10 protein-coding genes are annotated in these 12,092 nt (G+C 66.1%); 4 read left to right on the top strand and 6 right to left on the bottom strand.

The features are described 5' to 3' along the window. Window positions 1-8: 8 nt before the first annotated feature. From PFLCHA0_RS25945 to PFLCHA0_RS25935, 3 genes are all read right to left on the bottom strand, one after another. Entirely contained in the window at window positions 9-1,706 is a 1,698-nt protein-coding gene (locus tag PFLCHA0_RS25945; protein ID WP_011063474.1) for a molecular chaperone HscC, read from the bottom strand. Window positions 1,707-1,898: 192 nt separating this feature from the next. Beyond that, window positions 1,899-3,602 (bottom strand): acid phosphatase, encoded by a 1,704-nt coding sequence (locus PFLCHA0_RS25940; protein WP_015637036.1) that lies wholly within the window; start codon window positions 3,600-3,602, stop codon window positions 1,899-1,901. Between the two features lie 186 nt (window positions 3,603-3,788). Further along, the gene (locus PFLCHA0_RS25935; RefSeq protein ID WP_015637035.1) at window positions 3,789-5,207 is read right to left on the bottom strand and encodes a short-chain fatty acid transporter; all 1,419 of its coding nucleotides are present in this window, start codon (window positions 5,205-5,207) and stop codon (window positions 3,789-3,791) included. Window positions 5,208-5,322: 115 nt separating this feature from the next. On the opposite strand from PFLCHA0_RS25935, the gene PFLCHA0_RS25930 reads away from it, so the two are divergent. Then, entirely contained in the window at window positions 5,323-5,556 is a 234-nt protein-coding gene (locus PFLCHA0_RS25930; RefSeq protein WP_041752579.1) for a hypothetical protein, read from the top strand. A 4-nt stretch (window positions 5,557-5,560) separates the two neighbouring features. After that, entirely contained in the window at window positions 5,561-6,949 is a 1,389-nt protein-coding gene (locus PFLCHA0_RS25925) for an aminotransferase-like domain-containing protein (RefSeq protein WP_041752577.1), read from the top strand. Here PFLCHA0_RS25925 and panB read toward each other — a convergent pair. Next, window positions 6,937-7,764 (bottom strand): 3-methyl-2-oxobutanoate hydroxymethyltransferase, encoded by an 828-nt coding sequence (gene panB / locus PFLCHA0_RS25920; protein ID WP_011063469.1) that lies wholly within the window; start codon window positions 7,762-7,764, stop codon window positions 6,937-6,939. The genes PFLCHA0_RS25925 and panB overlap by 13 nt on opposite strands. 175 nt (window positions 7,765-7,939) lie before the next feature. Here panB and PFLCHA0_RS25915 point away from each other — a divergent pair, with 175 nt between their 5' ends. Together PFLCHA0_RS25915 and PFLCHA0_RS25910 are read left to right on the top strand one after the other, a co-directional pair. Further along, window positions 7,940-9,268: an MFS transporter gene (locus tag PFLCHA0_RS25915; RefSeq protein WP_041752574.1), complete on the top strand. Its 1,329-nt coding sequence runs from the start codon at window positions 7,940-7,942 to the stop codon at window positions 9,266-9,268. Between the two features lie 168 nt (window positions 9,269-9,436). Continuing rightward, window positions 9,437-9,955 carry a hypothetical protein gene (locus PFLCHA0_RS25910; RefSeq protein ID WP_015637032.1) on the top strand — a complete coding sequence of 173 codons (519 nt, stop codon included), beginning with the start codon at window positions 9,437-9,439 and terminating at the stop codon, window positions 9,953-9,955. Window positions 9,956-10,027: 72 nt separating this feature from the next. Here the strand turns inward: PFLCHA0_RS25910 and PFLCHA0_RS25905 are convergent, their stop codons facing one another. Then, window positions 10,028-10,444, bottom strand: coding sequence for a lysozyme inhibitor LprI family protein (locus PFLCHA0_RS25905; RefSeq protein WP_015637031.1), 417 nt, complete (start codon window positions 10,442-10,444; stop codon window positions 10,028-10,030). Window positions 10,445-10,531: 87 nt separating this feature from the next. Further along, window positions 10,532-11,902: a GntT/GntP/DsdX family permease gene (locus tag PFLCHA0_RS25900; protein WP_011063465.1), complete on the bottom strand. Its 1,371-nt coding sequence runs from the start codon at window positions 11,900-11,902 to the stop codon at window positions 10,532-10,534. Between the last annotated feature and the right edge of the window lie 190 nt (window positions 11,903-12,092).

The following is a 12,092-nucleotide window of genomic DNA, read 5'->3' as shown; positions in this document are numbered from 1 at the left end:
GCCGCTCCTCAGTGCCAGTGGCCGTTTTCCAGGTGTTGCAGCTGTTCACTGAGCTGGCTGCGCACTTCGCGGATCTTGCGCTCGTCCTGGGTTTCCAGCACTTGCTGGAATTGCCCGGCCCAATAGCCGATCTGTTCGCGCAACTCCCCCAGGCTCTCCTGATACAGGCGTTCCAGTCGGGCGCTGAGCAGCGTGTTGACCTGCTGGTCGCGGGGGTGAATCTTCAATTGCGCCAGGGCCTTGAGGCGCTCCTGGATTTCTTCCGGAGTCAGCACGCCGGGGTTGTTTTCGATCACCAGGGAATGGCTTTCCCCGGTCAGCGGGATGCTCACCTGGGCTTCCAGCAGGCCGTTGATGTCGTAGGTGAAGCGCACGTCCAACGAGACTTCGCCGGCGGGGCGCTTGGGCACGCGCATTTCCAGCTGGCCCAGGGCGACGTTGTCGCGCACCAGGCGGCTTTCGCCCTGGAAGATCTTCAGCAGCACCTGCTCCTGGTTGTCATGCAAGGTCTGCACGGTCTTGACCCGGCTTACCGGCACCACGCTGTTGCGCTCGATGATCGGCAGGTAGTGCCCGCTCTCGATCTGGTTGCCGTATTGCTGGGAGGTCTCGATCCCCAGGGTGTAGGAGCAGACGTCGGTCAGCACCACTTCTTCCAGGGCCGCCGAGCGTGCCTTGAGGGCCGCCTGGACCGCCGCGCCCTGGGCCACCACTTGGTCGGGATCGAGGCTGATGGAGGGAAAGCGCCCGAACAGCCCGGCCGCCAGCTTGCGCACCAGGGGCATGCGGGTGGCGCCGCCCACCAGGAGGATTTCATCCAGGTCGCTGACGCGGATCCGTGCATCGCGCAGGGCGCGTTCGATGGGCGCCCGCAGGCGTTCCAGCAGCGGCGCATAGAGGCTGGCCAGTTGCGCCTGGGTGATGGTCTGGGTCCATTGCCGGCCATCGACCCGCAGGCTGAATTCGGCACTGGGCTCCTGGCCGAGGGCGCGGCGCACGCGCTCGGCTTCCCGGCGCAGTGCCTGGAGCACGCTCTGGCGTTCGGGAAAGCCCGCGGCCTGGGCCTGCTGTTCGAGGAAGTGTTCCAGCAGCAGGTTGTCGAAGTCCTCGCCGCCGAGGAAGTTGTCGCCGGCGCTGGCGCGGACTTCCATGACCCCGTCGAACAGCTCCAGAATCGACACGTCGAAGGTGCCGCCACCGAGGTCGAAGACCAGGAACGAGGTTTCCCGGTCACGCTGGTGCAGGCCGTAGGCCAGGGCTGCCGCGGTGGGTTCGTTGATCAGTTTTTCCACCTTGAGCCCGGCCAGTTCGCCGGCAATCCGCGTGGCCTTGCGCTGGGCATCGCTGAAGTAGGCTGGCACGCTGATCACCGCTTCCTCCACCGGTTCGCCATAGGCCCGCTCAACGTCTTCCTTGAGGCTCTTGAGCACCAGGGCCGAGAGTTCTTCGGGGCGGTAGGTACGTTCCCCCAGGCGCACTTCGGTGGCGCTGCCCATGTAGCGCTTGAACAGCGCCGTGGTGAGCTGCGGGTGCGTGTGCAGGCGCTCCCTGGCGGCTTGCCCCACCAGGATCCGGCCTTCGTCGTCCAGGCCCACCACGCTGGGGGTCAGCAGTTCGCCCAGGGCATTGGGCACCAGCTCGCTGGCGGTTTCGCGCCAGACCGCGACCAGGCTGTTGGTGGTCCCCAGGTCGATACCTACGATCATGACGACGAACTCCCTTTCCAATCGGAAAACAGATGAAACAAATAGGTGGTGCGCAGGATATTACCCGCCGGGTGGATGGGTAAAGTGGGTGATGTTATATGGCTATCATTTGTGCCGGTGCCGCAGAACCGAAGCCGGGCTTGGGTTTCGGTTCTGCGGTGGCAGGTGGGCCCGTTGCGGGCCCGGCCGGGGTCAGGCCGTGAAGTGCAGGGCGTTGGTCAGGTCGCCCATGGGCTTCTGGCCCCGGGCGATCATGGCCTGGTCACGTTCCTTGATGCCGTCCAGGGTTTCCAGCTGGAACACCCGGGTGATCAGCCGCAGGATCGAGGCGGTGTCGTAGACCGTGTGGTCCACCGTGCCCTTGCGGGCGAACGGCGATACCACCAGCGCCGGAATCCGCGTGCCCGGGCCCCAGCGGTCGCCCTGGGGCGGTGCCACGTGGTCCCACCAGCCGCCGTTTTCGTCAACGGTGACGATCACCACCATGTTTTTCCACTGCGGGCTTTCCCGCAGCACTTTCAATGCCCGGTCGATATGCCGGTCGCCGGCGGCCACATCGGCATAGCCGGCGTGCAGGTTGAGGTTGCCCTGGGGCTTGTAGAAGGTCACCGCCGGCAGCTTGCCGGCCTCGGCGTCGGCGAAGAACTTGTTGGTGCTCGACTCGTCCCCCAGGCCGCCGTCCCGCAGGCGCTTGGCCCGTTCGGCGGGGTTTTCCGGGCCCTGGCGCACGAAGTAGTTGAAGGGCTGGTGGTGGTACTGGAAGTTGGGGATCTTGGGAATCCCGCCGGAATCCTTGAACTGCTCCAGGGTCGCCTGCCAGGCGCCGCCGTACCAGGCCCAGTCGACGTTCTTCTTCGACAGCTTGTCGCCGATGTGTTCGTGGGTTTGAGGCACCAGTACGCTGGGCAGGTCCGGCTTGGCGTAGTCCGGGCGCTCCGGGTCGCGGATCCAGGTCGGCCAGTAGGGCGGGGCCATGGTATTGACCGCGTAACCGTCCGGGGTCAGGGCGCTGGGACCGAACTGCGGAGCGCCGTCCATGGCACTGGCCGGGGACTTGTCCAGGGGCTTGAGGCGGGTGCCCTTGGGGTCGTCGCCCTGCAGGGTGGCGATCTGCGACTTGGCCACCGAGTTGGCGGCATCGGGGTAGAACGGCACCTTGGCGCTGATCAGGTACTGGTGGTTGAGGAACGAGCCACCGAATGCCCCCTGGAAGAAGTTGTCGCAGAGCACGAACTCCCGAGCCACGTCCCACAGGCGCAGGGAGTAGCGGGTCTGGGCGTAGTGGCCCATGGTCAGGGCGCCGGAGTCGGCCCAGGCCACGAAGCTGTCGTTCTTGCCGCCGTTGATCTGCATCTGGTTCTGGTAGAACACGTGCCACAGGTCGCGGGTCACCAGGCCCAGGGGCAGGTCCTCGCCACTGGGCCCCTTGAGGGCGAAGGGGGCATTGGGCAGGTTTTCCTGGAACTGGGTTTCCACCGGGTAGGTGATGCCGTCCAAGGTCTGCGGGCCCACCTGGAGAATGCCGCCCCAGATCGGCGGCAGTTTCTGCAACAGGTTGCCGTCGCGGTCGCGCTGCTGGAAGTCTTCGGGCTTGAGGGCCGAGAGCGGTTTCTCCACCCCGGGAAAGTTGGCGAACAGGTTGTTGAAGCTGCGGTTCTCGGCGAACAGTACCACTACGTTTTTCACCTGCTCCTGCAGCGCCTTGTCCAGTTCGGCCGGGGACAAGGGGCGTTCCACCGGCGGTTTGCCTCCTGGCTCGCCGGGCTGGCCGCAGGCGCTCAGGGTGGCGCCGACCCCCAGAACCGCAACGCCGCCTAGGAAGCGGCGGCGGCTGGTATCGGCAGGCTGGTCGGTGGCGGATTCGGGGGTGTCGCGCAGGTCGGTATCGTCGCTCATGTCGGCTCCTTGCTCGGCTCTCTGAGGATTCGTTACAAAGTATTTCGGTCGCACGGTAACAACCGAATATGACGCAAAGGCTACAGGAATGCGGCACGGCCTGGCTGTCTGGGCCCTGGATAAATCTGCGATTGGGCCGGCGGGCCGTTATCCACAGGCCCGCTGTGCAGCGGGCCTGTGGCTCTGTCAGGGAATGACCGGCGGCAGGTAGGACAGGGTGGTCCCCAGGGCCCAGAGCAGCACCAGCACCAGGGGCGCATGCACCAGCAACTGGACAAAGGAGAAGCCGATCAGGTCCCGGGCCTTCAAGCCCAGCACCCCCAGCAGCGGCAGCATGTAGAAGGGGTTGATCAGGTTCGGCAGGGCCTCGGCGGCGTTGTAGATCTGTACCGCCCAGCCCAGGTGGTACTGCAGGTCATTGGCCACCTGCATCACGTAGGGCGCCTCGATGATCCACTTGCCGCCGCCCGAAGGAATGAAGAAACCCAGCACCGCCGAGTACAGCCCCATCAGCAGCGCGTAGGTGTCGTGGGAAGCGATCTGCACGAAGAAGGTCGAGATGTGGTGGGCCAGGGTCTGGCCATCCACGCCCTTGACCACGGTCATCAGCGCGGCGATCGAACCGTACAGCGGGAACTGGATCAGCACCCCGGTGGTGGTGGGTACTGCCCGGGCCACGGCATCGAGGAAACTGCGCGGGCGCCAGTGCAGCAGGGCGCCGGCCATCAGGAACAGGAAGTTGTAGGTGTTGAGCCCGGAGATCGCGGTGATCGCCGGTTTGGTGGCGAACTCGTGATACAGCCAGCCGGCCGCCAGCAGCGCCAGGAGAAGGGTCAGCAGCGGGCTGTATTCCAGCCATTCGCCAGGGCGGGTCCGGGGTTGCGGCTTGGGCATGCTGAAGCTCGGGTCGACCCCGCAGGCCTGGGCATCCCGGGCGCTGCCGGGGCCGGGCGCCGTGGCGTAGGCGACGATCAGCGAGACCACCACCAGGGCCAGCAGCAGGACGCCGGATTGCCAGAGAAAGATGGTCTGGGAGAAGGGAATGACCCCGGTGATGGCCAGGATCGACGGTGGCAGGCTGCCGGGGTTGGCCTGCAACTGCGCCGCCGAAGACGACAGCCCCAGGGCCCAGACCGCGCCCAGGCCCAGGTAGGCGGCAGCGCCGGCGGCGCGGTAGTCCATGCGCAGTTCGGTACGCCGGGCCAGGGCCCGCACCAGCAGGCCACCGAACACCAGGGACAGGCCCCAGTTGAGCAGGGAGGCGACCATGGAAATCAGCGCCACCCAGGCCACCGCCGAGCGGCCGTTCCTGGGAATGCGCGCCAGCTTGTCGATCAGCTTCACCGCCGGCGGCGAGCTGGCTACCACATAGCCGCCAATGACCACGAAGGCCATCTGCATGGTGAAGGGGATCAGGCTCCAGAAGCCGTCGCCAAACGCCATGGCGGCATCGGTGGGCTTGGCGCCCATGGCCAGCGTGGCCAGGGCAACGATGATCACCGCCAGCGCGGCGAACACCCAGGAGTCGGGAAACCAGCGTTCGGCCCAGTTCGAGCAGCGCAGGGCAAAGCGGGCGGAGCGGCTATCTTGAATATCAGCGGCCACGTGAGTACCTCGGATTTCTTATGTTTATAAGGAGGTCGGCCGCCCCAGGCAGAGGCGGCCGAGAACTGTGCAAGAATGCGGCAATTGCCACGGACTGCAAAGGATCTCAACGCCCATGTCATTTTCCCCCGAAGAACGCGCCGCACTGCTCAAGGTCAAGGGTGTCGGTTCTACCGTGGTCGCTCGCCTGGAACAACTGGGCATCACTTCCCTGGCCCAGCTGGCCGCCGCCGATGCCCTGCACATCGTCACCCAGGCTGCGGCTCTGGTGGGTTCCAGTTGCTGGAAGAACAGCCCCCAGGCCCGCGCGGCGATCCAGGCGGCGATCGCCATGGCCAAAGGCAACTGAAGCGGTGCAGCGCCACCCGTCTTTCGCCTATCAGGCGGTCTACCGCTACCTGTTGCAGTGGATCGACAACGCCGCCAGCGATCAGGAGCAACGCCTGCCGTCATTGCGCGAACTGGCACAGCGGCTGAAGGTTTCCCTGTCCACCATCAAGTACGCCTACGCCCTGCTGGAAGACGAGGGGCGCATCTGTTCGCGGCCGCGCCAGGGCTATTTCACCCGGGCCCTGGCCGCCGCGACCGTGCCCGAGGCCGGTGAGGATCTGCTCGACAACCTCTATGCCCAGGCCCGCCTGCCGGGGCGCCTGGCGCTGTGCAGCGATGCGCCGGCGATGCTGCTGTCGCTGGAGCAACCCTTGCTGATGACCGAGCGCGAACTGGCCCGCCAGTACCCGCGCAACCAGGCACCGCTGTACCAGCCCCTGGGCGAGCAGGAGCTGCGCAGCGAACTGGCCCGGCGCTACACCTGCTCCAGCCGCGACTACTGGCAGGCCGACCAGGTGTTCCTGGGGGCCGATCTGCACAGCGTGGTGGAGTTGGCGTTGCGGGCGCTGGACCTGGACGGCGGCGTGGTGCTGGTGGAGTCCCCGTGTTCCTGGGCGATCCTGCGCCAGTTGCGGGCGGCGCGCCTGCGGATTATCGAGCTGCCCCTGGATGCCGGCGGGCGCTTCGATCTGCAGCAGGTGCAAGCGCTGCTTCAGCGCGAGCCGGTGCGCCTGGCGGTGTTCTCCTCGACGGTGAACATCCCCCACGGCAGCCTGATGCCCGCCGCCGACAAGCAGCAGCTGTGCCGCTGGTTTGCCGAGCGGGGGATCTGGCTGCTGGAGAACGACAGCTACGGAGCATTCAGCTTCGTGCCCGGCGCTGCTCGCTATCGGGATTTCGCCGACCCCGAGCGCCTGCTGGTGTTCGCCAGCCTGGACAAGGCCATCGGCGCCGAGGCGCCCTTGAGCTACGTGCTGAGCCGCAGCCTGGGCCCGGCCTTGCAGCGCCAGTGCCTGGAGCGGCGCTTTCGCCTGTCGCCGATCCGCCAGAAGGCCGTGGCCCGGCTCTTGAGTTCCGGTCGCGTAGACCAGCACGTGCTGAAACTGCGGGGCATGCTGCAACAGCGGATGAAGCAGTTGCAGCAACTGCTGGACGAGCAGGCCGGCGGGCTGTTGCATGCGCCGCTTGCCGCCGGCGGCGCGACCTTGTGGGTCGAAGCCAGGCGCCCGGTGCCGATGACCCGGGTCTACGAGCGCCTGCTGGCCGACGGCATCGTCATCGCCCCGGGGGCGATCTTCAGCCAGCAGGGCTTGTGGCAGCAGCACCTGCGCCTGAGCTTCACCCTGGACTGGAGCAAGGATATCCAGGGCGCCCTCGGGCTGTTGGCGCGGGCGGTGAGTCAGGCCTCCTGAACCACCCCATAACAATGCTGCAACTGCGGAAAGGCCTGCTCCCGAACCTCTGCGGCGAAGCGTTCGCAGGCCTGGCTGATCAGGGCGCCGGCATCGGCGTATTGCTTGACGAAACGCGGCACCTGGGGCCCGCCCAGCCCCAGCAGGTCTTCGGTCACCAGTACCTGGCCGTCGCAGGCCGGGGAGGCGCCGATGCCAATGGTCGGCATCGGCGAGAAGTCGCTGATGCGCCGCGCCAGGGGCTCCGCAACCCCTTCCAGCAACAGGCTGAAGGCGCCGGCCTCAAGGTGGGCCCGGGCATCTTCCTCGATCTTGCGGGCCGCCTCGCTGTCGAGCCCCTGGGCCTTGAACCCGCCCATCTGGTTGACGAACTGCGGCATCAGGCCGATATGCGCCATCACCGGAATGCCCCGCTGCACCAGGAACTCCACGGTGGGCGCCAGGGCCCGGCCGCCCTCCAGCTTGAGGGCGGCGCAACCGGTGCGGGCCATCACCTCGGCGCAATTGCGGTAGGCCTGTTGCGGGGATTCCTGGTAGCTGCCGAAGGGCATGTCGGCAATCACGCAGGCCAGGCGGCTGCCGGCCACCACCGCGCGGGTGTGGGCGATGATTTCCGCCAGGCTCATGTCCAGGGTCGAGGTGCGCCCGTAACCGACCATGGCGGTGGAATCACCGATCAGGATGAAATCCACGAAGGGGTCCATCAGCCGCGCCATGTGGCTGGTATAGGCGGTGAGGGAAACGATCTTCTGCCGGCCTTTCATGGCCACCAGTTGCGGGACGCTCAGGCGCTGGGTGCGGGTATGGCTGCTCATGACGACTTTCCTGATTCTGCTTGGGTGGGAAAGTGCCCGATTATTGGCCTGGCGCGCGGCCGTTCAAGGTACAGAAAACCCCGGAAAACCAACCCAGGGCCGGGAACGGGTTGTTCCCCGGATCTTTTGCGTAGACCATGAGCGCCTTTGCTTTGTGCTGCCATCGAGTTGCTTTATGACCCCTTCCACTGAGTCGTCGCCGGCGCGCTTTTCCCGCTCCGACTACAAGACCCTGGGCCTGGCCGCCCTGGGCGGTGCCCTGGAAATCTACGACTTCATCATCTTCGTATTTTTCGCCCTGACCCTGAGCCAGCTGTTCTTTCCCCCGGAAATGCCCGAGTGGTTGCGCCTACTGCAGAGCTTCGGAATCTTCGTCACCGGCTACCTGGCCCGGCCCCTGGGCGGCATCCTCATGGCCCATTTCGCCGACCGCCTGGGGCGCAAGAAGGTCTTCAGCCTGAGCATCCTGATGATGGCGCTGCCCTGCCTGCTGATCGGCATCATGCCGACCTATGCCCAGATCGGTTATTTCGCGCCCTTGCTGCTGCTGGCGCTGCGGGTGCTGCAAGGTGCCGCCGTGGGCGGCGAAGTGCCCAGCGCCTGGGTGTTCGTCGCCGAGCACGCGCCGCGGGCCCATCGCGGTTATGCCCTGGGCTTTCTCCAGGCCGGGCTGACCTTCGGCTACCTGCTGGGCGCCCTGACCGCGACCCTGCTGGCGCGGGTCTTCAGCCCCGAGGAAATCCTCGACCACGCCTGGCGCTATCCCTTCCTGCTGGGCGGCGTGTTCGGCGTGATCGGCGTCTGGCTGCGCCGCTGGTTGAGCGAAACCCCGGTGTTCGTGGCGCTGCAGCACCAGCGCGATGCCGCCGCCGAACTGCCCCTGCGCACCGTGTTGCGGGAACACCGGCTGGCGATCCTGCCGGCGCTGATCCTCACCTGCGTGCTGACCTCGGCGGTGGTGGTGTTCGTGGTCATCACCCCGACCATGATGCAAAAAAACTTCGGCATGAGCGCCAGCCACACTTTTGCCCTGAGCAGCCTAGGGATTGTCTTTCTCAACATTGGTTGCGTGCTGGCGGGGCTGATCGTCGACCGCCTCGGTGCCTGGCGCACGGTGATGCTCTATAGCCTGCTGCTGCCACTGGGCATCGCCGTGCTCTATGGCTGCCTGATCAGCGGCGGCGCCTGGATCGGCCTGGCCTATGCCATCGCCGGCTTGGGCTGCGGCGTGGTGGGGGCGGTGCCGTCGGTGATGGTGGGCCTGTTTCCGGCGCGGATTCGCGTGTCGGGGATCTCCTTCACCTACAACATCGCCTATGCCCTCTGGGCCAGTACCACGCCGTTGCTGCTGATCGCACTGATGCCCTGGAGCCCCTGGATCTGCGTGATCTACTGCGCAGTGATGGGAGCGGTGGGGGTCGTCAGCGCCGCTTACTTCGGCGGCCGTGTGGGTGAGGAAGGGCCTGCGGCAGCGAGAGAAAGCTGCATGGCTGACCAACGCTAGGACTTTTCTTCGGCCTGCTGTGATTCAGCGAGGCGGCGAGCTAGAGCCTTCACCAAAACGCCTCTTGATCCCGCGTGAAACCGGGCTGAAAAAGGGCTTTCAGCCCCCGGTTTTTTCCCGCTAATCTCCCGGAACGCGCGGCCTGCGCTTGGGTTTCCGGGAGCTGTCTTGATTCGTTCGACGCTGTGTTCCTTGCGAAATTTCTCCGCCTTGGCGCCACTGTTACAAGTGGCGCTGATGAGCTTCGTGCTGGGGTTGGTGTTTGCCCTGATCCAGGCCTGGACCTGCACTCAACTGGACTACGGCCTGGAGGGCGCCAGCCCCGACAGCTTGCGCTCCCGGGTGATCGCAGTGGAGGCCGGGGCGCTGCTGGTGGAGGAACTCGACACCGGGGAGCGCCAACGCTTGCGCCTGAACCGCGAACTGACCCGGCTCCAGCTGCCACTCGCTCAACTGCCGGGGCAGACCCTGGTTCTCAGCCACCTGCGGGGGTACCTGCTCAGTTGTCGCCGCGACGATCAACCCGGGTGCAGCGCCCTGTGTTCCAGCGCCGCAGAGTGCCAGCAGCGCCTGCGCCAGGGCGACTCGTGTGTTGGCATGCTGGGCTTTGCCTGGCTCGTCAGCCTGATCTGCGGGCTGCTGCATGGCTCGGGGCATCGACCGTTCTGGCCGCGAGCGGGCTCCTGAGGCCGCTTTCGCGGGCAAGCCCGCTCCTGCAGGTGCTCCGGCTTGCCGGCGAAGAGGCCCCCGGGCCTGCTGTCATTCGGGCAGCAGTTGTTCCAGATAGCGGGTGCGTTCGGTGCTCAGGCGGGTCACGCAGAGGTTGATCAGGGTCACATGGGCCGGCTTGCCCGGTTCCACTTCGAAGGCCTCCAGCACGCAGGTGCTGTCGCGGTATTTGATCCAGGCGCGTTGGGCGTTCTTCAATTTGCCGAGGTATTCCTGTTCTTGCAGCAGGCTGCTGGGGTACAGGTTGTGCACCCGGACCAGCAGCGCCTGATAGCTCTGGTTGAGTGCGGCGTCGGCCCGCTCCTTGTCCTGCTGGGCGCAGCGGTCGACCTGTTCGCTGACGCTGATGTGCTCGCAATCCAGCGCTGCGGCCTGGGCAGGCGCCCAACCAGCGGCGCCTGCAATTACGGCGATGACGAGGCCAAAGATCCAGGGCTGATAAGGCATGTCGGTCCCTTGCGCTGAGAATGAAGCGGGCATTCTACAGCGCTGTTCCCAATGCAGAAGGGCTGGCCTGCCCACCACGGCCAGCGGTTATTGCAACCAGTGCCAGAGCAGCAGCGTCCCCACCAGCCCGACCACGGAAACAATGGTCTGCAGCACCGACCAGACCCAGAGTGTCTGCTTGAGTTGCAGGCCGAAATACTCGCGCACCATCCAGAACCCGGCGTCGTTCACGTGGCAGAAGAACACCGAGCCGGCGCCGATGGCCAGCGCCACCAGGGAGCTTTGGGTGGCGGCCAGACCGGCCATCATCGGCGCCAGGATGCCGGCGGTCGTGGTGGTGGCCACGGTAGCCGAGCCGGTGGCCTGGCGCAGGGCCACGGCGATCAGCCACGCCAGGAGGATATACGGCAGGTGCGCGCCTTCGGCCACCTTGCTGATGGTCTGGCTGACCCCGGCATCCAGCAGCGTCTGTTTGAGCCCGCCGCCGGCGCCAATGGTCAGCAGCAGCACGGCAATCGGTGCCAGGCTTTTGCGCAGGGTGTTGCCGACCTGGTCCCGGGCCATGCCGTTGGCCCAGCCCAGGCAGATCACCGCGGCGATCACCGCCAGGCCCAGGGCGATCAGGGGTTCGCCGAGAAACTTCAGGGTCAGGGCCAGGGTGTTCTCCGGGCTCATGGCGACCTTGGCCAGGGTGCTGCCGAGCATCAGCAGCACCGGCAGCACAATGATCAGCAGCGACACGCCGAAGCCCGGCTGGCGCGGGGCCTTGGGCGCAGCACTGAACAGCGCGCCGAGCTCCGCCGGTTCGCTGACCTGCAGGCGCTTGGACAACCAGTTGCCATACAGCGGGCCGGCCAGGATCACCGCCGGCACGGCCAGGCACAAGCCCAGCAGCATGGTCAGGCCGAGGTCGGCGTGCAGGGCGCTGACGGCAATCAGCGGGCCCGGGTGCGGGGGCATCAGCGCGTGCAGGGTGGTCATCCCGGCCAGGGCCGGAATGGCGATTTTCAGCAGCGGCAGGCCCGAGCGGCGGGCCATGACGAAAATGATCGGCACCATCATCACCAGCCCCACTTCGAAGAACAGCGGCAGGCCGATGACCATCGCCACCAGGGCCATGACCCAGGGCAGCGACTTGCCCTTGCCCAGGCCCAGCAAGGTCGAGGCGATGCGGTCGGCGGCGCCGGACTCGGCCATCAATGCGCCGAGCATCGAGCCCAGGGCAATGATGATCCCGGCCTCGCCGAGAATCGCCCCGGCGCCCTTGCTGAAGGCCTTGGCCACTTCCTCCGGTGGCAGGCCTGCGCCCACCCCGGCAATGAAGGTGCCGATCAGGATCGACAGGAACGGCGGCAGTTTGGTGGCGCTGATCAGCACAATGATGCTGGCGATGGCCACCAGGCAGCAGATGATCAGGCGGGTGTCGTGGACCATCCAGGCGGCAGTCGATACATCCAAGGCGGGACTCCTCAATCGGCTATTTTTATCTGTTACGTTTTGTTTCACTTTTTTGGGAGCATACCCGAGGCGCCCGCCGCAGAGGGCTTATGCGCACTTTTGGTGCATTCGTTAGCCGGCTAACTATGGGCCTGCCCTGGATAACCGGCGGATAACCGGCAGATGACAATTCGCTTATCCAGCCCTGGGC

Source organism: Pseudomonas protegens CHA0 (genome assembly GCF_000397205.1).
Classification (GTDB): domain Bacteria; phylum Pseudomonadota; class Gammaproteobacteria; order Pseudomonadales; family Pseudomonadaceae; genus Aquipseudomonas; species Aquipseudomonas protegens.
The sequence above is the reverse complement of the archived record's forward strand: the minus strand, read 5'-3'. Positions and strand labels throughout refer to the sequence as shown.